Source organism: Campylobacter sp. DY7 (genome assembly GCF_057802535.1).
Genome location: NZ_JBYJAU010000008.1, coordinates 21,012 through 44,456 on the forward strand (window position 1 = coordinate 21,012; position 23,445 = coordinate 44,456).

A 23,445-nucleotide genomic window follows, 5' to 3' on the forward strand; every position below is an offset into this window, starting at 1 on the left:
AGGAGATATTATGAAAAAAATTGCTTTAATGATTTTTTTAGCAAGCTCATTACTTGCAAATGTTGGTAAAATTGTAACCTTAAGGGGTGATGTTTTAATCGTTAGTGATAACAAAGAAAGAATTGCTAAAGCTAATGATATATTAGAAGAAAACGACACAATAGTTACTAAAAATAATGCAAAATTACAAATTAAATTTGTAGATAACACAATAGTTACTTTAGGTAAAAACACTACTTTAAATATTAACGACTATGTAATTGATGGCAAAAACTCAAAAGTAAGCTTAAAGGTAAATAACGGACATTTTAAAGTAATGTCAGGTAATATTTCTAAAATTGCTAGAGAAAACTTTGAATTTCAAGCAAAAACAGCAACCATAGGTATCCGTGGAACAGTATTCGTTGGAAGTCTTGGTAAGGTTGATAAGGTAGGATGTTTAGAAGGTGCTATTGATGTTAAAGTAGGTAATAAATCTCAACTAATTCAAGCAGGAAATCAGTTAAGATTTGATAATGATAAAATCATCAAAATTGAAAAAATCGCACCAAAAGAGTATGAGACAATTAACACTGGCAAAGAAGTAGCAAGCAACAAAAATGTATCATATAAAAATAATGAAAATTTCAATGAATTTTTAAATAAAAAAGAAGAAATGATAAAAGCAAAACAAGAATTATATCAAAACAAAAACTACCAAGAATATCAAAACAACTATAAGTATGGAAGCGAAAGAATTAAAGACTTAGATATTAATGCAGTTTCTAAAGATATTATTCAAATATGTAATGGAAATCCATATTGCATACAAAATAAAGTAAATTATGCTAATAAAGACTATTCAAGTGGTAAAAATTATCAAAATAATAAAAATAACAATAATGTAAATTACCCAAGACAAAGGGGAAGAAATGATTAAAAAATTATCATTAATTTGCTTAGCAACTTCAATTCTTTGTGCTGGTTATCTTGAAGAATATAATAATAAAAATTATAAAAAAGCATTAGAATTAGCAAAAACACAATGCGATATTGATTGTAATAGCGAAGAATTAAATATAATATTAGCTAAAAGTGCTGAAAAATTAAAAGATACAAAAGAAGCAATAGCTGCTTATGATAGAGTTTTGATTGTTAATGAAAACAATATTGAAGCAAGATTTTCAATAGCTAATTTATATTATGAAAACGGCAACCCTGAGCTTATGAAAGATGAATTAAACTATATGTTAAATAATCTTGATTTAAGCCAAGAACAAAAAACTAGAATAAATAATCTTTTAAGTAATCTAGAAAAAACCAAAGAAATTTCAAGACCATATTTCTTAGGAATTAATGTTGGCTTTGGTTATGATTCAAACCCGCTTTATGGTAACGATAAATATACTGATTTTATCAATAAAGAAATGGAAAACTTCCAAAATCAAAAATCTAATGGCTCAACAAGTATAATTTTTAGCATTGATGGATCTTATAATTTAGATTTAGGGAATAATTATTCAACCCAATTTTATGGAAACTTTTATAATAAAAAATATCTAAAAAATAAAAGCGAAAATTATCCTGATTTAAATGTATTATCGCTAGGTATTAATCCGAAATATACCTATAATAATCATAAATTTGTTTTAAATTTAGGCTATGATTTTGTAATGTTAAGAAGAGCTGCATTTTTACATAGTATAAATTTAGGCTTTACTTATGAAAATAACTTAAATGATAATTATTTATATTCAATTTTTTATGATTATTCAAAAGGTATTTTTGATAATAGCTATGATAAAGATTCAAACTTTAATCACCATTCTTTAGGTTTTAATAATGTTTTAGCCTATAACAATAATATTTATTATTTGAATTTAAATTATGACTTTGAAAAAGCAAAAGAAAGCTTAAGTTCAAACTCAGATTTTAAAAGCTATGGAGTTAAAATAGGTGCTATTATTCCATTTGCTACTAGCTATGCTTTTAAACCAAGTATATCTTATACTCATACAGATTATTCAAAAGAAGATATTTCTTATTTTTCAAAAAGAAAAGATAATGAATACTTTGTAAGTGCAACAATAGAATATATGATTAATAGCAATCAAACTATTAGCCTTAATTTAAGCTATGATAAAGATGATTCAAATCATAATTTTTATGATAGTATAAATTACTCAACTATGCTAAATTACAGATATGAGTTTTAAAGGAAAATTATGCAAAATATTTTATTATTAAGTAGCGATAGATATAAACAATTAGAATCATTTGAATGGTGTGTAAGTATATTGAATGATTTTTTTGCAAAAACTAAGCAAATTGCTTTAGTTCCTTACGCACAAGTTGGCGATGATTTTAATGAATACGAAAAGCTACTAAAAAATAAAATAAACTCAAAAATAGTATCAATTCATAGCGACCCTATCAATATCTTAAAAGAAAGCGATGGGGTCTTAGTAAGTGGAGGTAATTTATTTGTTTTATTATATAGATTACAACAGCTTAATTTGTTAGATGCTATAAAAGATAAGATAAATAATTCGGCTTTATATGCAGGTTGGGGAGCAGGTGCTAGCTTGCTTTCAGAAGATATTAAAACCTGTAATGATTTACCTATTTTATATCCAAATAATTTAAAAGCATTAGGAATTTTAAAATATCAAATAATTACAGAATATATTCCACAAGATAAAGAATTTGCTTTAAAATTATTTGAATACTTTAAACTACACCAGAATTCATCAGTATTTGCCTTGCCTTACGGCTCAGCTTTAAAAATACACAATGATAACGCACTAGTTATGGGTAATGAAGGCGTATTAAAATTATCAGAATACTACGAACAATACTTTAAAATAGGCGATTTTATTAAACTATAAAATACTTTTCGCTCACAGAATTTGAAATAAGAACCTTGTTAATTCCTATTTCAAATTCCAAAAAATCAAAAGAATTTAAAACAGGAATTAAGCTTTATAATAAGCTTTTAATTTTTTCTACTTTTACACCAAATCCTTGTCTAGCAACTGAGCCTATTACAAAATCACTAATCAACGCATTTTCACCTCTTAACTCATCGCTTGGAATTATATTTGCAATGCTTACGCCTGTTCTTTTTGCAATATTTTTTGCTATTAATTTACCATCTATATAAAAATCACTTCCACCTTCACCGCGCCTTGCACGCCCATGCTCAATGCCTAATGCGTTTTCGTGAATACCTTTTCTTGTTCTTAAAATACCTATTATTTTTTTATCATCTCTAATTACTCTTATTAAATCACCATTTTTAAGCCCTAAATTACTTGCTGTAATTTCATTCATTTCAATATAATTTGAATATCTAAGATGAGTTAATTTTGAACTTGCAGCAGTTAAGCTTGAAAATATATTTGATTTATAAGAAAATGCTTTTAAGTCTAAATTATCTAAATCTTCACCATTTTTGTAACGCTGATTTAATAAATAAGGAACGCCACTATAATTTTCTCCCGTTAAAGAATCCTTGCAAAGTGCTAAATTTTCATTATAAATAGCTACTTCTTTTTTATATCTTTTAGCTAAAAACTCACCATCATAAGCTTTATTTGCGTTCTCAAATTTACCACCCCTTGCCATACAAAAAAGTGCTTTTTTATAATGCTCTGGACTAATACTTTTAAGCTCATCATAAAATGGCAAATCTTTTATCTCATCTTCATTTATTTCATAATCAAATCCACCATCAAGAGCAACATTTATAAAACTTCTTAAATAATAATCACTTGGCTTATCTAAATTATAAAAATTACCATCTTTATCTTTTATAGCATTTTTACCAAACCCTGCTAAGCCTAATTTTTTGCCAAGTTCAATAACAAAGCTATCCATACAAACACTCTCTTCATTACTAAACTTAACATTAGGAGAATTTAAAATAGGAAATCTAAAATGACTTGCACGAGTTAAAGCCCCACCCCAAGGACTAACAATACCCCAAGTTTCATACATAACACTATCAGGAACAATATAATCAGCAAACATACTAGTTTCGTTTATAAATGGATCAATTGCTATAAATAAAGGTATTTTAGAGCTATCTTTTAAAGTATCTTTTATATTATTCATATTGCTTGCATAAGCAATATTTGCATTCCATGATAATAAAATATCTATTCCATAAGGATATTTTAAAGCAGCATTTGTAATAGCATCAGTGCAAATCGCATTTGTTAATGGATACCAAGGCAGTTTTGATGGATATGGATTTTCGTTGTTTTTTATTTTATTTTTATATTCACTTGTAATTTCATAAGGTTTTTTTGTCTTATCAACTCTAATTCCACTAGGTTTAATTTTGCCTTTAAATTTAGCTAACTCAAAAATTCCAGATAAATCATTAAATTTACCCCCACCTGCACTCATTCCACCAACTTTATTTAAATTACCAAGCAAGCCAACAAGTTCTAAAATCGCATAACCTGTATATAATCCAGTTGTTTGCATTGTCCCACCATGCAAGTCAAATGCAACTTTGCTTTTATATTGTTTAATCTTACTTATTAAATAATCATAATCAGCTTTTTTAACCCCACTCTTAGCTAATAGCTCATTAATATCTAAATCCTTAACACTATCATACAACTTAACAAAACTTGTTTTAACATGCAAATCTTCGCCATTTAGTTTAATAATTCCATCATAATAAATATTAGCTTTTTTGCATTCACTAGCCTTTTTTAATTCATTATCACAAATTACTAAAATCTCTTTATCAAGCCTAAGAAACTCGCCTTTTTTATAATTATCACTATCACTTTGCACCACTAAATAAGCTGCGTTTGAAAAGCTTGCAAAATTAGGATCATTTAAATTAGATAAATATTCTTCATCATAAAGTTTATTTTCAATTACGCCTTTAATAAGAGCTAATGCAAGATATAAATCCCCACCTGGTTTTATAGCAATCCACTTACCACAGCTTGCAGCACTTGAAGTTGAGTTTGTAAGTATCGGAGTGATTGTAACATACTCGCAATTTTTACTTTTTTTATCTGCAATTTTTAATCCTTGCCTTTTAAAAGGATTTCCTGCTTGAGCTGGAGCACTAGCAAAATTAATTAAAAATTCACAATTATCATAATCAGGTTTTAAATGTGGATATTTATCAAAATCATTTAAAAAACAAGCCATTGCAGCACGCATAGATAAGCCACATGTAGCAGTATGTCCATGAAAATTAATAGTTCCAAATGATTTTTGAAATCTTTCTTGAAAGAAATTCTTTCTTCCTTCATCACCTGTTGCAATAATACATAAACCATTTGCCTTTTTACCAAATTCAGGTGCATTATTGTCTATTAGTTCATCGTGATTATAGACTTCTTTAAAACCTTTTACATATCCTTCATTAAACAAATCGCCACCATTAACAATCTCATCTAAAAATTTCTCAGGTTCAATGCTTTGCCATTTGTTTTCTCCACGCTTTCCTACTCTTTTTAGGATTTGTGTAATTCTTGCTTTATCATTTAATTTGTCAAAAACTAAATTCCCCCTAGCACAAACACTTGAATGGATTTTGCCTTGATTTAATAACGCAAAACTATCATTTATACTAGTATTCATATCAAGCCAAGGATCACTTGAGAGCAAACTATAAGGATTTCCGCTAACTTTTAAAACCTTATTATCTTCAACCTTAACCCTAACACCACAATGAGTTACGCAACCATTACAAACACTTGAATAGTATTTACCCGCATTTACATTTATGCTATTTGCATAAACACTATCATTTACTTTAAGCCCAGCTTTTTGTAAGCCAATCATTTTTTTTATAGTTTCATTGTATAAATACGCTCCAGCAACCCCACTAACACCTGCAGCTAATAAAAATTTTCTTCTACTCATTTAAAACTCTTTCTTAAATCTTTATCAAATATCGCAGCAAACAAACAAAATAAAGCTACACAAATACACCAATTACCAACAACAGAACCTAAACTATCACTACCTAATATCTTAAAAGAATATTCTGAAAATCCACTCATAATTTTTGGCATAGTATTACCTGCAAAAACCACATTAAACTTAAAGCAATAACTATAAGTAGCCATACTTAAAAATGCTAAAAGTAGTGAAAATTGATAGTTTTTAAGCTTTGTAAATAAATTTATTAAAATAATTAAAATCAAGCAAAACTCAAGAATAAAAATCTCATAAAATCTAGCTAAAAATACATATTGATAAAGCTCTTTGATTTCTTTATTAAAGCCTAGCATAAAGCTAAACCAAAAAAATCTTAAAAGCAAATCAAGGATTATTAAATACCCTGCTACTTTTATTAGCTTATTAAAATCAATTGATACTTTTATTATTTTTGAATATATAAATAAAACCAATGCACATACTCCAACCCCACCAACGGCACCATTTACAATAAATAACAATGGTAAAACAGGCGTATTCCAAAAACTAACTCCAACACTAGCTCCTAAAATATAACCCGTATAACCCGGAATACAAAAAGATAAAAATAGAGTAATTATTGCAAGCGTTTTTACATTTTTATTTTTTATATGCAAAAAGGCTAATATTATTAAAAATAAAGGATATACAATAAGTAAAATAACTCCCCATTTCATAGGAGAAGTTGGCAAGTTAGCCCAACCATTTAAGAAAAATTCTAATAATCTTGAAGGCTGTTTTAAATCATCTACTAGATTAAAAGGAACTGCAATTACACAAATTAATGAAATTAATAACGAAAATAATGCAGTATTTTTATATTGTTTTAATCCAAATACAAAATATAAACTCGCAATTAAAAATGCTCCAAAACTAGCCCCTGCAATAAAAAAATCATTAACAACATCTAAAGCCCATGTTTTTTGAACACTAAAACCTTCAATTATAACAGCACTCATCTTACACTCCACTCTTCTTCTAAAGCCATATCAAATTCTCTTGAAATATCTTGAAGCATTTTGTGATTTGGGTTTATTTCATTTAATTCATTGTCTAAATTAATATAAAACACCCTTGGTTTTGTTCCAAAATGCTGTTTTAAAACGCTAGTTGGATAACTGGCTAAAAGTTTTGAAACTTCACTTGATTTATCATTTAAATCTCCAAAAATTCTAGCCTTTCCAACACAAGTGCTAACACAAGCAGGAAGTTCATCATTATCTATTAAATGCGCACAAAAGGTGCATTTATCTGCTACTTTAGTTTCTTTATTAATAAATCTTTTATCATATGGACATGCATTTACGCAGTAGCTACAGCCCCAACAAATATTACTATCAACTAAAACTAAACCATCTTTTCGCTTAAATGTTGCACCGGTTGGACATACGCTAACACAAGGAGGATTGTCACAATGATTGCAAAGCTCTGGTAAAAAAGCCTTAAATACTTCATCATTTTTGCTTAATTCATATTCGCTTACAAAAGATCTAAATTGATTTTGAGGAACTTTGTTTTCATTAATACAGGCTGCCGTGCATGCATGGCAAGCAATACATCGCCTTAAGTCAATAACCATTGCATAACGCTTGGATGAATTGCCGATATACCTTTTATCAAGCATATCAATACCTTTATTGTGAAAACTAAATGCATAACTTGAAGTTGTCATTCCTATAAATACAAATTTTCTTCTATTCATAGTCTAGCCTTAAAGTGAAATAAAATTAGTATAAGTTGATAATGTGAAATTAAAGTTAAATATTTATTACAATTTAAGTTAAAACTCAAATTCAATTTCCTATTTCAAATTCTAAAAAATTCAAAGAATTTGAATTAGGAATTAGAAAAAGCTTAAATATTGAATAAATTTTCTAATTTTAAAAGTAATAATTAAAATTTTTAAAAAATAATTTTTATTATTTACTAAATATTATCCTACTAAAAATATTATTCTCTCGTTTAATTAAAAAAAGGAGAAATAATGAAACAATTAACAACAGACTTTGGTAACCCAATAGGTTCAAATCAAAACTCACTTACAGCAGGTGCAATGGGACCACTTTTAATGCAAGATTATCAACTAATTGAAAAACTTGCTCATCAAAATAGAGAAAGAATCCCAGAGCGTGCAGTTCATGCAAAAGGAAGTGGTGCTTATGGAGAGCTAAGAATTACAGCCGATATTAGCAAATACACAAAAGCTAAAGTTTTTGCAAAAGGCGAAGTTACGCCACTTTTCTTACGCTTTTCAACAGTTGCAGGTGAAGCTGGTGCAGCTGATGCTGAAAGAGATGTTCGTGGTTTTGCTATCAAGTTTTACACAAAAGAAGGCATTTGGGATTTAGTAGGTAATAACACTCCTACATTTTTCTTAAGAGATGCTTATAAATTCCCTGATTTTATCCACACTCAAAAAAGAGACCCAAGAACACACCTAAGAAGTAATAATGCTGCATGGGATTTTTGGACGCAGGTTCCTGAAAGCCTTCATCAAGTAACAATTCTTATGAGTGATAGAGGAATTCCTGCATCGTATCGCCACATGAACGGATATGGTTCTCATACTTATTCATTTATTAATGATAAAAACGAAAGATTTTGGGTTAAATTTCATTTTAAAACCAAGCAAGGAATTAAGTGCTTGACAAACGAAGAAGCAGAAAAAATCATCGCAAAAGATAGAGAATCTCATCAAAGAGATTTATATGAAAATATTGAAAAAGGCAATTTCCCTGCATGGAGCGTAAAAATTCAAATCTTAGCTGAGAATGAAGTAAGCAAACTTGGCTTTAATCCATTTGACTTAACAAAAGTATGGCCGCATAGCGTTGCTCCACTTATTGAAGTTGGTGAAATGGTGCTAAATCGCAATCCACAAAATTATTTTAACGAAGTTGAACAAGCTGCATTTAGCCCAAGCAATATAGTTTCTGGTATTGGCTTTAGCCCTGATAAAATGCTACAAGCTAGAATCTTTAGCTATCCTGATGCTCAAAGATATAGAATCGGAGCAAACTATCATCAATTACCTGTAAATAGAGCTAAAAATGAAGTTCATACTTATAATGTAGCAGGTGCAATGAACTTTGGTATAGGAGATAACTTAGTAAATGGTGCATATTATGAGCCAAATACCTTAAATGGGGCAGTAGAAGATAATAAATATCTTGAGCCAGATTTAGCAGTAGGCAGCAGTGCAGCAAGATATGCTCCACTAGATAATGATTTTTACACACAACCAAGAAATTTATTTAATATCTTGCCAAGTGATGAAAAAGAAAGACTTTATAAAAACCTAGCAGCAAGTTTTGATGGTGTTAAAGTTGAAATCATAGAAAAAGCTCTAGCTCATTTTGAAAAAATCAGCCCAGAATACGCAAACGGCGTTAAAAAAGCTTTAGGAAAATAATATGCAAGTAAGTAGTGCCGAATTAGCAAGATATGATGAGCTTTGTAAAATGGCATTAGATTTTGCTAGAAACAATGACCATAACACTCTTCTTAATATGATAAGAGCAGGATTTAATGTAGATTTTAAAGACCATCGTGGCAATACGCTTTTAATGTTAGCTTGTTATAACGGCTCTTACGAATGCGCAAAAATGCTTTTAGAAAATGGCGCAAGTGTAGATATGAAAAACGATAAAGGACAAACCCCATTAGCAGGGGTTTGCTTTAAAGGATATTTAGATATAGTTAAATTACTTGTAAGCTATGGTGCAAACATAAATGAAAACAACGGCTTAGGCATGACGCCTTATACATTCGCTCTTATGTTTGGAAGACTTGAAATAGCTGAGTATTTAACTACACAAAAAACTAGTCTATTAAAAAAACTAACCTTAAAAATATTAAAACTCTTCAAAAAAAGTAACTAAAAGTAACAAAGCAAATAATATTTTTTATTAAATATTATTTGCTTAACCTTTTTTGTGTTAATCTCAAGAATATTTTTTAAAGGAGATGACATGAAACAAAGACTTAGAACTAATTTATTTTTACTAACTAAAGCCCATTGACCCTTACCCTACTTTTTTAATCCCAAATTATTTTTATTATTGTTAATTTTTAATTTTTGCTTTTAGCATTTTTATATTTATTACAAAGGAAATTTTATGAAAAAAATTATTATTTTATTAGCATTTATTATGCAAATTTTTGCAAGTGATTTGATAAAAGTTGGTATGTCACCGGGTTTTGCTCCATTTGGCTATATTAAAGATGATAAAATTGTCGGCTTTGATATTGATTTAGTTAATGAGATAGCTAAGGTTTTAGATATTAAAATAGAGTTTGTGCCTATGGATTTTGATGCTTTAATGGGCGCTTTAAAGCTTGGCAAAATTGATGTGATAGCATCAGGGCTTAGCAATACACCTGCAAGGGCAAAAAATGTTGAGTTTAGCGATATTTATTATCAAGGCTCAAACTGCTTTTTAAGAAAAAAATCAAGAACCGATATTAATAGTTTAAACGGCTTAAGCGTAGGCGTTCAATTAGGCTCAATTCAAGCAAATATGCTAAATCAAATTCCAAATACAAAGCCTTTTTTAAACTCTGAAATAGCTAATTTAGTATTAGCATTAGTAAATGATAAAGTTGATGCGGTAATTGTTGATAAATTAGTAGCTCGTGGATATTTAAACACTTACAATGAGCTTGAAATCTTTCAAGAATTAAAAGAAGAAAACGATGGAGTAAGCTTTGCCTTTGCTAAAGGAAATACAAAATTAAGAGATGATTTTAACAAAGCTTTAGAAGTTGTAAAAAGTCAAGGAATTTATGAAAAATTATTAGAAAAATATGAAATGTAAGAAATTTCATACTAAATTTTGTTAATTTTGTTTCATTTTGTTACAAAATTAACAAAAAAATTAAAATTATTACAAACATAAATGAGATTTACTGATATGATTATTTAAATTATTTTAAAGGAGTGAAAAATGCAAAAGAGTGTTGCTAAATTAATCTTAAAACTACGTTGATGCTTACTTCTATTTCTTAATTTCTCACATTTTTATCATTGTTAATTTTTATTATTGTTAGGTTTATTTTTTAGGTTTTGCTTTATGCAATTTTTATTTTTATTACAAGGAAAAATTTATGAAAAAATTATTATTAAGTTTTGCGTTAATTTCGCAAATATTCGCACAAGATATTTTAAAAATTGGAACAACATCAGGTTATGCTCCATTTGAGTATATTCAAAATGATGAATTAGTAGGCTTTGATATAGATTTAGTAAATGAGATAGCAAAAATTCTAGATATAAAAATAGAATATAAAGTTATGGATTTTGATGGACTTATTAATGCCTTAAAAGCTAAAAAAATTGATGTAATAGCAGCAGGTATGAATAAAACCGAGCAAAGAGCAAAAAGCGTAGAATTTTCTAATCCTTATTATTTAGGAATGAATTATTTCGTAAAATTAAAAGATAATGATAAGTTTAATAATATTGAAGATTTAGAAAAAGGAGCGATATTTGGAGCTCAAATAGGCACTTTACAAGCTGAAGAATTAAGTAATATTAAAGGCGTAAAACCATATTTAAATGCTGAATTAATAGTGTTTGTTTTAGCAACTATAAATAAAAAAATTGATGGATTTTTGCTAGAAGCTGCAGTTGCTAAAGGTTATATGGAAAGCTATCCTGAATTAGTAGTCTTTGCAAAAAAAGAAATAAAAGGAAGTGGAGCAAGCTTTGCTTTTGATAAAGGCAATACTAAATTAAAAGATGATTTTAATAAGGCTTTAGATATTTTAAAAGAAAACGGCACTTATTTAAAATTATTAAAAAAATACAATTTAGATAATTAAAAAATATTAGGAATTTAAATAAAATTCCTAATCAAATTTCATAAAATTTCACAAGAATTTGAAATAGGAATTTAAGTATTGTATATTAAGCTTATAAAATTTTAAGGAAAAATTTTAAATATAGATAATTTAAAAGATTATAAAATAAAAAACGATTATTTATATAGCTTAGAGCTTATTAGATTATTTAATGAGATTTGCTCAATTTTATGTTCGTTTGGTTTGTTATATTATGCAAGTCATCATTTTAACATATTGTTTCATAAGCAAGGAACATCAATGACTGATATTAGATTAATGGAAAAATACTTTAGTGGAATGTTAGATAGTATTTTTTTTATTATATTCTTTTTAAAACTTAGACAAATTAAAAGGCTTAGATTTGTTAAAAACAATGGTTTTTACATTAGTGTAGATAAAGAAAAGATATATTTTGAAACATATGCAGTAGATGAAACAACATTATTTTTTAATATAGCAAAAAGCTACAAAAAAGTAACTACAACAATAAATAAAAGCGATATAGTTTTTAGATTACAATCTAAGCGACCTGCTTTAGCATATTCATTTATTTTTGGAAAAGATGCTTATAATACTCAAAAAATAGAAAATCAAAGTTTAAGCTATAACTTAGATTATCCGATATTAATAACAATATTTTTCCCTTTATTTGCATTAGTTGTGATTATAAATGCTTTATCAAGCTATTTAATACTATTTTTATTAAATGGTAAAAACTTAAAAACTTACACAATATATCAAACTAAAACCAAGCTAGTTTCATTGCCTTTTATTGATGATTTATCGGTTTATTTTTTATACACTGAATATAGATTAAAACATTCTGCGATAAGCAAAGGAGCTTACGAAATAGAGCATAGAGAAGAAGCACAACCACTAGGCGAAAAATACATAGCAAAACAGCGTAAAAAAATTGAAAAGATTTTAAAAAAGAAAAACCTAATTCCGAATTCAAATTCTTAAACTTTTCAAGCAAAGGCTTTAAAGCCCTTGCTAATTATTAAGATTTTGTTATATAAAATCCTAAAACCGAGCCATTTTGAACGACTTCGCAACTATGACCTAATTTTTTCATATCAGGCACAATTCCATTGATACTTTGTGGACAATCGCTAATAATTTCTAGCACTTCTCCGCTTTTAAGTTTATTGATTGCTTCGTTTGCAACTATTGCTGGATAGGGACATGGCTCACCTAAAAGCGTTATAGAATAATCAATTTTCATTTTTTACTCCTTGCAAAAAATAAAATTAAAGCAATGCTTATTAAAAACAATGCAAGATTTATACTAAAGCCTGAATAACCACTAAGCTTAATTTTCTCACCTGCTAAAAACCACTTAGGCAAATAATCATAATTTAAAGCAATTAGCATAGTTCCTAAGATATTTCCAACACCAACTACCATAAAATGAGTTTGCCCTTCTACTGCACGATATAAAAATCCGCACTCACAACCACCCGCAAACACAATGCCAAAGCCAAATATAAATGCACCCACACAAAGTGCTAAAGATATTTCTAAAACCTTAGCGTTATAGCCTTTATTTAATAAAGCAAATACAAAAATACTAGCAATTAGCATTGAGATAAACAAAGCTAATGAAAAACCATAACGCTTGAATAAAAACAAATCTCTAAAGCAAGATGTAAAGCAAATCTGACCTTTTTGAATAAGCCAACCAAAAATAAGCCCAAAAACAAGAGCAATAGGTAGATTTTTTGTATCATTAATCGCAAGATAGATAAAAAATACAAAAAAAGCACTCAAGCTTAAAAAGAAAATTATTTTATTTTTTTGATTAATTTTAGAATCAATTTTAAGCTGTGGGGTGTTTGTCTTAATCATTTCGTATTTTGGAGCAAATATTTTAATCTTAAGGGTTAAAATTGCTACTATTACTCCAAACATCATAAAAATCGCAAATACCCAAGTATGCAATGAAAAATAAGGAAGTCCGGTGAAAAAATTTGCTAGATTACATCCCCAAGCAAGTCTTGCACCAAAGCCTGCTAATATCCCACCGATTAGTGCTTGAAAAAATCTTGTTTTAGAAGCAATTTTTCTAAAATAAACTTTATTAGCAATACTAGCAGCTAACAAACAGCCAATAACTAGCCCTATAATCATCACTCCATCTACACGAGTAAGCATTGTGCCATTTAGGTTTTGCTTTTGATAATAAGAATATGAGCTTAAATCAATTCCAAAAAGTTCTAAAATTTCTCCGCCTATGCGAGTAAATTCACCAGTTACTGCAAACACACCGCCAAAAATAGCAAAATACAAAGTTGCCATAATACTAAGCAAAATAACAGCTTTTGAGTTGCTATAAAAATTGTCTAAATAAGTGTGTTTAAAATGTGCTAAATCAGCACCGAAGTTAGAAGTTTTCATAAGTTGTCCTTGTATGGCTAAAACTTAGCCGAAATTAAAAGTTTGATTATAAATAAGCAAAACTTTTAATATGCTTAAAAATTTTATAGCAAAATTAGACTAATTACAAAACTTAAATTCCTATTTCAAATTCCAAAAAAATTTAAAGAATTTGAAATAGGAATTTTGATTTATCAAAAAAGGATATATTTTAACCCATTTTGATTTAGGGGTTAAGATGGATTTTGAGATTATTAAAGAGTATTATCCGCTTTTTATTGATGCTTTTTATCTAACTATAAAACTCGCCTGTTATGGAGTGATTTTGTCATTTTTAATAGGTTTGTTTTGTATGTGGGTAGAGCTTCATAGGTTTAAGTTTTTAAGATTAGTTTGCAATGCTTATATAGAGCTTTCACGCAATACTCCACTTTTAATTCATTTATTTTTCTTATATTATGCCTTGCCAAAAATAGGAATTAAACTTGAAGCTTTTTCTTGTGGAGTAATCGGACTTGCTTTTTTAGGTGGTAGCTATATGGCTGAAAGTCTTAAGGTTGGGCTTAATGCGATTAGTAAGCATCAAATTGAAGCAGGATACGCTCTAGCTTTAAGTAAAAATCAAGTTTTATACCACATCATTTTGCCACTTTCTCTTAGAGTATCAATAACTAGTATAAGTGCAAATATTATATTTTTATTCAAAGAAACTTCGGTTGTAAGCGTAATCGCTCTAGCTGATTTGGTTTATACTACAAAAGATATTATTGGGCTTTATTATGTTACAAATGAAGCTTTATTTATGTTATGCGTAGCTTATTTCATAATGATTTTACCATTATCTTTAATACTTAGTTTAATAGAAAAAAGGATTAGAAGATGAGTGAAATATTGTTTGATTTAGATATTTATAAAAGACTTTTTGAAGGTTTAAAAGTTACGCTTTTTATATCATTTGTTTCTATATTTTTTTCTATTATTGGCGGACTTATTTTAGGTGTTTTTATGAGTTTAGGAAATAAAATTATTTTTTATATTCTAAAAATAATGCTTGAAATTGTAAGATTTATGCCTATTATTGTTTGGTTGTTTTTGATTTATTTTGGAATGTCTAGCTGGTTTAGTTTAGATGCGATTACTGCTAGTATAATCGTTTTTGTCATTTGGGGAGTTTTTGAAATGATGGATTTAGTAAGGGGTGCTTTGCTTAGTATTCCTAAACATCAGTTTGAAAGTTCAATCGCTCTTGCACTTAGCAAGTATCAAATGTATAGATTTATAATCTTACCACTAGCAGCAAGAAGATTGCTTCCTAGTGTGATAAATCTTTTAAGCCGTATGATAAAAACTACTTCTGTTGCTTATTTAATAGGCGTTGTAGATGTTTTAGCAATAGGCAATCAATTAAAAGAAGTTACATTGCTTACAAGTAATTTCGCACCTTTATATATTTATACAATAATATTTTTTATATATTTTATTATTTGTTATCCTTTATCAAAAATATCAAAAATCCTAGAACAAAGGTGGAGCTAATGAGTATTTTAAAACTTGAAAATATCAATAAATTTTATGGTAAAATCCATGCTTTAAAAAATATTTCTTTTGAAGTTAATAAGGGTGAAGTGGTTGTTTTAATAGGTCCTAGTGGCTGTGGAAAAAGCACAACTTTAAGATGTATAAATGGACTTGAAAATATTGCAAGTGGAAATATTTATATAAAAGATGAAGTAATTTCAAAAGATTTTAAAAACTGGCAAGAAATTAGAAAATATGTTGGAATGGTGTTTCAAAGTTATGAATTATTTGATCACTTAAGCGTAATTGAAAACATTTTATTAGCACCTATAAAAGTGCAAAATAGAAAAAAAGATGAAGTTTTAAAAGAAGCTTTAGAACTACTTAAAAAAGTTGGCTTAGAACACAAGCTTAACGCCTATCCAAAAGAGCTAAGCGGCGGACAAAAACAAAGAATTGCGATAGTAAGGGCTTTGTGTATGAATCCTGAAATTATGCTTTTTGATGAAGTTACGGCTGCGCTTGATCCTGAGATTGTAAGAGAAGTTTTAGATGTATTATTAAATCTTGCAAAAGAAGAAAAAACAATGCTAATTGTAACTCACGAAATGGCGTTCGCAAGAGCAGTTGCTGATAAAATAATTTTTATGGATAGTGGAGAGATTATAGAAATTGCAAGCCCTGAAGAGTTTTTTACTAGACCTAAAAGTAACCGAGCGAAACAATTTTTAAATATGTTTGATTTTAAAAAGGATTAAAATTATCTTTTATTAATAATTTCAAGTTTAAATTTATCTACATTTTAATTTAAAGGAGTGTAGTTATGAAAAAAACTATTTTATCATTAGCTGCAGGGGCAATTCTAACCTGTTCGTTAAATGCTAGAAGTTTAGCAGAAATTAAAGCAGAAGATAATATTAAAATCGGTGTTTTTGCTGATAAACCGCCATTTGGTTTCGTAGATAAGGCTGGTAATTATCAAGGTTATGATGTTTATTTTGCAAAAAGAATTGCAAAAGATTTATTAGGAGATGAAACAAAGGTTATTTTTGTTCCTGTTGAAGCTGCTAGTAGAGTTGAGTTTTTGTTATCTAATAAAGTTGATGTGATTTTAGCAAACTTTACAAAAACTCCAGAAAGAGCAAGAGTTGTTGATTTTGCATTGCCTTATATGAAAGTTTCTTTAGGTATTGCAAGTCCTAAAAATGCAGAGATTAAAGATATTAGCGAATTAAACGGAAAAACTTTAATCGTAAATAAAGGCACTACTGCAGATGCTTATTTTACAAAGAATAAAAACGGCGTAAATCTAGCAAAATACGACCAAAATACTGAAACTTTTGGAGCTTTATTAGATGGTAGGGGTGCTGCACTTGCACACGATAATACTTTGCTTTTTGCTTGGGTTAAGAATAATCCTGAGTTTGTAGTAGGAATTAGTGAATTAGGCGATATTGATGTGATTGCACCTGCTGTTAAAAAAGGAAATACTGAATTGCTTGAATGGATTAATACAGAAATCATCAAACTTGGCGAAGAACAATTCTTTCACAAAAACTACGATGAAACTCTAGCACCTGTTTATGGCAACGATATTGATAAAGAAAGCGTTGTAGTAGAAGGCGGAAAACTTTAATAAACTTAAATTCCTATTTTAAATTCTTTAAAATAGGAATAACTTTTTTAATATTTTAAAGCTTGAAAATATATGTGATTTAGAAGATAAAAATAGCTAGAATTTGAATTAGGAATTACAAATCCCTAATTCTTATATTTTTAATTAAAGCTCCATATGATTTACTTCACGCCAAGCTTCAAGCAGACCATTAGCAACTCTCATAACCTCATCTAATTTAGCAGGGTCACTATCAATTATAACCTTACTAAGTGTGCTAATTTGGTGAGAATAAAGTCCTTGTAGATAATAACTTACTTCTCCTTGTTCAAAATCTAAGCAATTTAATAATTCCACAAATATTGCTGTGGCTTTTTTGATATTTAAGCATTTTTTTTCTATATCATCTTTTTCAATTGCTTTTTTTGCACGAGAGCAAAATCTAAGTATGCCCTCGTATAAAAGTTCAATCATTTTTTCATTACTATCTACTGCTATGTTATTTTGTGAATAACTTGCGTATGCGTTACTTACCATTCATATTCCTTATTTATTTGCAAAAGCTGAGTTAATAAGAGCATTAATTGTATTACCTTGCAACTCATATTTCTTTAAAATACCATCATAATGGCTTAATTTGTTTGCTAAAGTTTCATACTTTTTCTCAATCTCTTCATTGATTTTTTTAATACTCTCATTTAAATCTTTTACATCTTTTTCTAATTGCTGACTATACTTACTAATAGTTCCATTTGAGCCAACTAAACCATCTAAAGTATCTTTAAATGTTCTAAATATACCAGTTTGCTCTGTTTTAATAGTATTTATAGTTTTTTCTTCTAAACCAAGTTGTAATAATTTCTCATTTGAGCCTTTTATTTCTAAAGCATTTTTACCTGTGCTTGAAATAATGATATTACCATCTTTTCCAAGCTTTGCACTTACTCCATCAATCTTAGCATCATTTATAGCTTCAACTAATTTATTTAGGTATTCACCTTGAGTGATAGTATTTTTTGGATCGTTTAATTTATCTAAAAACTCTTTTTTAAATGTAATATCTTTTCCATTAATCTTTAAATCACCTTCAGCTAATGCTACTTTTTGGCTAATTGTTTTACTTGTTTCGCTTAATTCTTGATATTTTGTACTACCTTGTAAAAATGATTTAATATTTTCGCCATTGTTTTTATAAGCTTCTTCAAACTTTGATTTTTTAAAGCTTAAAATACCTTTTTCGTTAAGTTCAAAACCCATGCTAGATAAACTCATTCCATTAGCATCTGCTTTTGTAATTAATGATGATAATTGAGATTTTAATCTAGTAATCTCTGTTATACCTTGTAAGCTTCCTGAAGTCTTTTTCTCTTGATCAAAACTAGTTGAAGTAGCAAGTGAATTAACTAAAGAATTATAGTTTGTTGTAAAGGTATTTAAATGCTCTGTTAAAGCATCTAAGTCATCATTTACTTTAAAATTAGTTAAGCCTTCTTTTTTAAGAGTAATCTTTGCACCTATTATTAAATCATCAATAGTATTTGTACTTCTAGTAATTTCTATACCTTCATAAACAAATTTAGAATCTTTTGCAGTCTGAACGTGATTTGCCGAAGTGTCTATTGCGTCTAATTTAGCTTGCGCTGCTTCTTGATTAAGTTCATTATTAAAATAATCTTTTTGACTTTTTTCAAAAAATTTATTAATAACAGCCTTTTGATCATCGGTAAGCTTATCAAAATCAGTATTTTTATTGATTGTAACTTTTACATCTTTATTATCAGGATCGGTTATGTTTAATTCTTCGCCTGTATTTTTAATATATTCTACATAATTTCTTAAATCTGATTCATTAGCTTGTTTTGTTAATTCTGCTTTTGCTTCTTTACTTAGTTTGCTTAAATCTGTTTTATCATCTATTTTTAAAGTTTGTTCTGTGCCTTGCTCATCTTTATATTTAAGTTCAAAACTTTGCCCATTAGCTACTTTACCAGCTACAAAATTATTTAATTTTTCTTCTTTAAATAAATCATATACTGCTTCTCTAGCTTTTTCGTTTAAAGTTGATAATTTAGTATCTTTATTAATAGTGATTTTAACATCATTACCATCGCTATCTTTATAAGTTATTTCTTTATCTGTTTTAAGTGATGAAACAAAACCTTTAATATCATAATTATTTCCACCTAAAACAACTTTAGATGCATTAAACTTATCAGTAGCTTCTTTTAATTCGCTTTTTGCAGAGCTAGCATTTGCAGCACTTAATAAACCAAGTTTTTTAAGAACTGCTTTTGAGAATTCTTCAGCATTTGGATCATCAGTCTTGCTTGCTATACCAAATTGTATTTCATTTGCTGTGCCTGCCTCTTTACTTGTAATCATAAGTCTATAATTATCATGACCTGTATCTAAAACTTTAGTGCTTACATAGTCACTAAGTTTTTTACCATTTTCATTTGTAGCTGAAAGAATTTTATCATTTAAGCTTTGTAAAGAATCGCTTGAATTGATTTTAATGGTAAATTCTTGCTTATTAACGGTGATTTTAAATTCTGCATCTTTAAGCATTTCTTTTTCACCTTTATTATTAATAATGCTAACATCATTAAAAATACCATAAGCCTCACTAGAAAACGAATTAGTTTGATAAGCATCTTTAGCCGCTAATTGTGTTACATTAATATCAAAATCGCCTACTTTTACACCTTTACTTGTAGTAATACTAGCACTCTCTCCTGTTGCATCAACCTTGCTTTTAGAGAATACATCACCTTCAACAATGCTTGAAATATCCCCTTTAAAACTTCCCAAAAGCGTGGTTAAATCTGTTAAATCCTTTTGTTTTGCTTGTGTTTCAGTTAGCTTTTTGTTAGGTATTGCTAATTGTTGCTTTTGATCAGCTTCTTTTAATGCATCATACTTTTCTTTAAATTGAAATTGGTTTGCACCTGCTACTAAGCCTACTCCTGCCATTACTAACTCCTTTTAGCTTTTTTTATCAAATATAATTCCTATTGCTTCTTTCATACTTTCGCTTAGTTTAATTACTTCTTCATTAGGAATTTTACGAATTACTTTACCTGATTTTGTAGCTATTACATCTACATACATTTGATTAATTTTATCGTTATAACCAAATCTTACATCAGTTTTTAATTCTTCCATATTTTCATTAAGCTTTTTGATTGACTCATCTAGCTTTTCTTTTGTGATTTCCTTATCTATTTCCTCATTTTTTTGCTTGCCCGAATTTGTTTCAATATGAGTTTGCTCAACTGGGCGCATTTTCGTTGTTTCTGCACTCGCTCTTATTTGAGTATCATACTGAGAACTCGCTGCTCTAAAAATTTCCATAATAATCTCCTTTTAATATGCTTGTTTTCTAAATCGGCTAATTTTTAAAAAACTTCATACCTTTTGAAAAAATTTTCATCATTTTCTAATAAATTTAATTCAATAAGCCTATTTATTACTGATTTAGTGCAATCAGTTGTGCTAGGCCACTCATTTAAATAGCCATCAATTTCGCCTTTTGCATAAGCTGCTACTAAAATACCATTTTCATCTATTTTAATATCTGTGCTTGGATCATAATTATTAAAAGCTCTCCAAACTAACATATAAGCATTTGTTAAATCAACGCCTTTATCAAATAATACAACCACTCCACCTAAATTATCTTTACAAGCTTTATAAATTTCATCTAAATTATGCTTTCTATCTAAACTTATGCAAGTAATTTGTGTTTTTGCTTCAGGATAGAAAATATTATATTCATATAAGCCAAAATCTTTTAAGTTTTCCAATAAAGCTTTAAGATTTGGTTTAAAGCTTTCTTTTAGGGCTAATTCATTTTCTTTTTTAAATGTATGTGCTTTATAAGCGGGTTTATTTGTAGCATCAAGCCCTAGTTTTCCACCCATTCCTAATTTTGTGCTTGAATGATCAAGCTCATCACATACTCCATAACTTAAAAGTAATTTGCTAGGTGCAAAATTATCTAAAATATATTCAGTAATTTTAGGATAATCATTCAGACTAGGTGCATTTTCATCAACAAAAATAGCATTTTTTACAAAAGCCATTTGCCCTACTCCCCAAAATGCGTGCATATTTGCCATTGCAATGCCTTCATAATTATTTTTAAGCTTTGCTAAAATCAAATTATGAAAAACTCCATTTTCAGGCATGGAATAATCAATCAAATCAGGGCAAGTTGTCTGTAACAATGGTAAAAAAATTCTCTCAGTCCCATACCCCATCCATTTATCTTCAAGTGGAGGTTTGCCAACAACCGTTGCATTATAAATAGGCTCATTTTTACCAGTAATTTTTGTAATCTTCATAACAGGGAAATTTCCTTGTGGAGTATAAAATCCTGTATGATCGCCAAAAGGCCCTTCAATAGCAAAATGATTTACATCAATTTCGCCTTCAATTACAAAATCACTATTGCTTGGAACATATAAATCATTTGTATCACATTTTACTAATTTTGCACCTTGTTTTTTTATAAATCCATAAAGCATTAATTCAAATATGCCTTTAGGCAGTGGTGCTTGAGCGCAAAATATATGAAGTGGATCATCTCCTATTGCAATAGCTACTGGCATTTTTTTATTTGCAGCTTTATATTCATAAAAGAAATTATTTGCATCTTTATGAAGTTGAAAATGCATAATTAAATGATTATCATCTAATACTTGCAAACGATACATTCCTAAATTATTTTGTTTTCCATCAAGACTTTGTGTATAAACTTGACCCATTGTAATGAATGCACCTGCATCTTTTTCCCAAGTTTTAAGAATAGGAATTTGATTTAGGAAATAGGTTTTTTGTTTGCAAGGTGCGTTTTTGTTAATTTCTCTTTTTGGAGCTATATTTTTTAATGAAAATAATTTATTAACTAGATTTAATTTAGCGCCAAATGTTGGCGGAATATGTAGCTTTAATAAGCTTTCAATTTCTGCTGCTACTTCATCAGGACTTTTGCCTAATACTAAATTAAGTGCTTTTTTGTTTGCAAAAACATTCATAATAATAGGCATATCATAAGTTGTGTTGCCCTTTTTAGGATTAGTAAATAATAATACCTTTGAATCGCTCTTTTTAGCTTCTAAATAAGCTAAATGAGCTATTTCTAAATCAACATCTAAAGGAGTATTTATAACCTTTAATAAATTTTCTTTTTTTAATTTTTCTATATAATTTTTCATAGCATTTCTTTTAATAATTCTTCATTTTCTTTTAATAAATCAAGCGCTCCGTGTTTTATAAACTCTTTTGCTAAAACAACCCCAAAATCACTTGCTTCTTTTTTGCTTATTTTTCTTTGCATTTTGATGATTTTACTAGCATCAATTAAGCCTACAATTGCATTTACGCATATTAAATCATCGTTTATCATAGAAGCATTAATTCCAATAGGAGCACCACAACCCCCATTTAATGTAGCCGTAAAATCTCTTTCAATCTTGCAAAGTAAAGCTGTTGTATCACAATTTAGTTTTGAAACCAAATTAAGAACCTTTTCATCATTAATACTTTCAATCGCAACTGCACCTTGCCCTGCTGAAGGTATCATTATTTTAGTATCTAAAATCTCATAATTTAAATCATCTAAAAGATTTAGCCTTTTAAGCCCTGCATAAGCTAAAACTATTGCATCAAACTCTCCATCTTTTAGCTTTTTAAGTCTTGTTTGTAGGTTTCCCCTTAATGAATGTATAGAAAAATCATCTCTAATAAGTCTTAGTTGCATTTGGCGGCGAAGACTTGTTGTGCCTATTTTTGCACCTTGTTTTAACTCGCTTAATGATTTTTCATTTCCACGAAAAACTACAACATCATTTACCACTTCTCTTTTACAAATACTTGCAAGCTTAAAATCATAAGCTAAACTTGCTCCTACATCTTTTAATGAATGAACGCTAATTTGAGCAAGTCCATCATGCATAGCGTTTTCTAATTCTTTTATAAATAGATTTTTGCCACCTATTTTTGCCAAAGGAGTATCCAAAATCACATCTCCTTTAGTGCTAAGCTCTAATAATTCTATATTAAGATTTGGCTCAATTTTTAATAATTCTTCTTTTACATATTCACTTTGCCATAAAGCAAGTAATGATTTTCTAGTAGCTATTTTCATATTT

The 23,445-nt window shown here is 28.5% G+C and carries 22 protein-coding genes; 12 read left to right on the forward strand and 10 right to left on the reverse strand.

Annotated features, from left to right (window positions below):
* Positions 1 to 10 precede the first annotated feature (10 nt).
* The 3 genes from AC1B00_RS06390 to AC1B00_RS06400 are packed head-to-tail and all read left to right on the forward strand — an operon-like array spanning position 11 to position 2,867.
* Positions 11 to 919 carry a FecR family protein gene (locus AC1B00_RS06390; RefSeq protein WP_239817070.1) on the forward strand — a complete coding sequence of 303 codons (909 nt, stop codon included), beginning with the start codon at positions 11 to 13 and terminating at the stop codon, positions 917 to 919.
* Positions 912 to 2,195, forward strand: coding sequence for a surface lipoprotein assembly modifier (locus AC1B00_RS06395; protein WP_488848857.1), 1,284 nt, complete (start codon positions 912 to 914; stop codon positions 2,193 to 2,195). Before AC1B00_RS06390 ends, AC1B00_RS06395 begins: the two co-directional genes overlap by 8 nt.
* Before the next feature lie 9 nt (positions 2,196 to 2,204).
* Positions 2,205 to 2,867, forward strand: a complete 663-nt coding sequence (locus tag AC1B00_RS06400; RefSeq protein WP_239817072.1) for a Type 1 glutamine amidotransferase-like domain-containing protein — start codon at positions 2,205 to 2,207, stop codon at positions 2,865 to 2,867.
* Between the two features lie 94 nt (positions 2,868 to 2,961).
* Here AC1B00_RS06400 and AC1B00_RS06405 read toward each other — a convergent pair whose 3' ends face one another.
* The 3 genes from AC1B00_RS06405 to dsrO are packed head-to-tail and all read right to left on the reverse strand — an operon-like array spanning position 2,962 to position 7,639.
* Positions 2,962 to 5,880, reverse strand: a complete 2,919-nt coding sequence (locus AC1B00_RS06405; RefSeq protein WP_488848858.1) for a molybdopterin-dependent oxidoreductase — start codon at positions 5,878 to 5,880, stop codon at positions 2,962 to 2,964.
* Positions 5,877 to 6,896 (reverse strand): NrfD/PsrC family molybdoenzyme membrane anchor subunit, encoded by a 1,020-nt coding sequence (nrfD, locus tag AC1B00_RS06410; RefSeq protein WP_488848859.1) that lies wholly within the window; start codon positions 6,894 to 6,896, stop codon positions 5,877 to 5,879. Before nrfD ends, AC1B00_RS06405 begins: the two co-directional genes overlap by 4 nt.
* Positions 6,893 to 7,639, reverse strand: a complete 747-nt coding sequence (gene dsrO, locus AC1B00_RS06415; RefSeq protein ID WP_488848861.1) for a sulfate reduction electron transfer complex DsrMKJOP subunit DsrO — start codon at positions 7,637 to 7,639, stop codon at positions 6,893 to 6,895. Before dsrO ends, nrfD begins: the two co-directional genes overlap by 4 nt.
* Before the next feature lie 282 nt (positions 7,640 to 7,921).
* On the opposite strand from dsrO, the gene AC1B00_RS06420 reads away from it, so the two are divergent.
* The 5 genes from AC1B00_RS06420 (at position 7,922) to AC1B00_RS06440 (ending at position 12,744) form a co-directional block, all read left to right on the forward strand.
* Positions 7,922 to 9,349, forward strand: coding sequence for a catalase (locus tag AC1B00_RS06420; RefSeq protein ID WP_488848862.1), 1,428 nt, complete (start codon positions 7,922 to 7,924; stop codon positions 9,347 to 9,349).
* A gap of 1 nt (position 9,350) precedes the next feature.
* On the forward strand, positions 9,351 to 9,818 hold the full coding sequence (locus AC1B00_RS06425; protein WP_336611512.1) for an ankyrin repeat domain-containing protein: 468 nt from the start codon (positions 9,351 to 9,353) through the stop codon (positions 9,816 to 9,818).
* Positions 9,819 to 10,055: 237 nt separating this feature from the next.
* The gene (locus tag AC1B00_RS06430) at positions 10,056 to 10,754 is read left to right on the forward strand and encodes a substrate-binding periplasmic protein (protein ID WP_488848863.1); all 699 of its coding nucleotides are present in this window, start codon (positions 10,056 to 10,058) and stop codon (positions 10,752 to 10,754) included.
* A 289-nt stretch (positions 10,755 to 11,043) separates the two neighbouring features.
* On the forward strand, positions 11,044 to 11,760 hold the full coding sequence (locus AC1B00_RS06435) for a substrate-binding periplasmic protein (protein ID WP_488848864.1): 717 nt from the start codon (positions 11,044 to 11,046) through the stop codon (positions 11,758 to 11,760).
* 279 nt (positions 11,761 to 12,039) lie between these two features.
* Positions 12,040 to 12,744, forward strand: a complete 705-nt coding sequence (locus AC1B00_RS06440) for a hypothetical protein (RefSeq protein ID WP_488848865.1) — start codon at positions 12,040 to 12,042, stop codon at positions 12,742 to 12,744.
* A gap of 37 nt (positions 12,745 to 12,781) precedes the next feature.
* Here AC1B00_RS06440 and yedF read toward each other — a convergent pair whose 3' ends face one another.
* Together yedF and yedE are read right to left on the reverse strand one after the other, a co-directional pair.
* Complete coding sequence (yedF, locus tag AC1B00_RS06445; protein ID WP_239817081.1) at positions 12,782 to 13,006, reverse strand: sulfurtransferase-like selenium metabolism protein YedF; 225 nt, start codon at positions 13,004 to 13,006, stop codon at positions 12,782 to 12,784.
* Positions 13,003 to 14,178: a selenium metabolism membrane protein YedE/FdhT gene (yedE, locus tag AC1B00_RS06450; protein ID WP_488848866.1), complete on the reverse strand. Its 1,176-nt coding sequence runs from the start codon at positions 14,176 to 14,178 to the stop codon at positions 13,003 to 13,005. Before yedE ends, yedF begins: the two co-directional genes overlap by 4 nt.
* Positions 14,179 to 14,395: 217 nt before the next feature.
* Here yedE and AC1B00_RS06455 point away from each other — a divergent pair, with 217 nt between their 5' ends.
* The 4 genes from AC1B00_RS06455 (at position 14,396) to AC1B00_RS06470 (ending at position 17,311) form a co-directional block, all read left to right on the forward strand.
* Positions 14,396 to 15,040 (forward strand): amino acid ABC transporter permease, encoded by a 645-nt coding sequence (locus AC1B00_RS06455; RefSeq protein WP_488848867.1) that lies wholly within the window; start codon positions 14,396 to 14,398, stop codon positions 15,038 to 15,040.
* Positions 15,037 to 15,693 carry an amino acid ABC transporter permease gene (locus tag AC1B00_RS06460; protein WP_488848869.1) on the forward strand — a complete coding sequence of 219 codons (657 nt, stop codon included), beginning with the start codon at positions 15,037 to 15,039 and terminating at the stop codon, positions 15,691 to 15,693. The genes AC1B00_RS06455 and AC1B00_RS06460 overlap by 4 nt, the downstream gene beginning before the upstream one ends.
* Positions 15,693 to 16,433 carry an amino acid ABC transporter ATP-binding protein gene (locus AC1B00_RS06465; RefSeq protein WP_488848871.1) on the forward strand — a complete coding sequence of 247 codons (741 nt, stop codon included), beginning with the start codon at positions 15,693 to 15,695 and terminating at the stop codon, positions 16,431 to 16,433. Before AC1B00_RS06460 ends, AC1B00_RS06465 begins: the two co-directional genes overlap by 1 nt.
* A 65-nt stretch (positions 16,434 to 16,498) precedes the next feature.
* Positions 16,499 to 17,311, forward strand: coding sequence for a cysteine ABC transporter substrate-binding protein (locus AC1B00_RS06470; RefSeq protein ID WP_488848872.1), 813 nt, complete (start codon positions 16,499 to 16,501; stop codon positions 17,309 to 17,311).
* A 144-nt stretch (positions 17,312 to 17,455) separates the two neighbouring features.
* Here AC1B00_RS06470 and fliS read toward each other — a convergent pair whose 3' ends face one another.
* The 5 genes from fliS to hemC are packed head-to-tail and all read right to left on the reverse strand — an operon-like array spanning position 17,456 to position 23,441.
* A complete protein-coding gene (gene fliS, locus AC1B00_RS06475) occupies positions 17,456 to 17,827 on the reverse strand; it encodes a flagellar export chaperone FliS (RefSeq protein ID WP_239817087.1) in 372 nt (123 codons plus the stop codon).
* Positions 17,828 to 17,836: 9 nt separating this feature from the next.
* Positions 17,837 to 20,263, reverse strand: a complete 2,427-nt coding sequence (gene fliD, locus AC1B00_RS06480; RefSeq protein ID WP_488848874.1) for a flagellar filament capping protein FliD — start codon at positions 20,261 to 20,263, stop codon at positions 17,837 to 17,839.
* Positions 20,264 to 20,275: 12 nt separating this feature from the next.
* A complete protein-coding gene (locus tag AC1B00_RS06485) occupies positions 20,276 to 20,644 on the reverse strand; it encodes a flagellar protein FlaG (RefSeq protein ID WP_488848876.1) in 369 nt (122 codons plus the stop codon).
* A gap of 44 nt (positions 20,645 to 20,688) precedes the next feature.
* Positions 20,689 to 22,509 (reverse strand): menaquinone biosynthesis decarboxylase, encoded by a 1,821-nt coding sequence (locus AC1B00_RS06490; protein WP_488848878.1) that lies wholly within the window; start codon positions 22,507 to 22,509, stop codon positions 20,689 to 20,691.
* Positions 22,506 to 23,441, reverse strand: coding sequence for a hydroxymethylbilane synthase (gene hemC, locus AC1B00_RS06495; RefSeq protein ID WP_488848880.1), 936 nt, complete (start codon positions 23,439 to 23,441; stop codon positions 22,506 to 22,508). The genes AC1B00_RS06490 and hemC overlap by 4 nt, the downstream gene beginning before the upstream one ends.
* Positions 23,442 to 23,445: the final 4 nt, after the last annotated feature.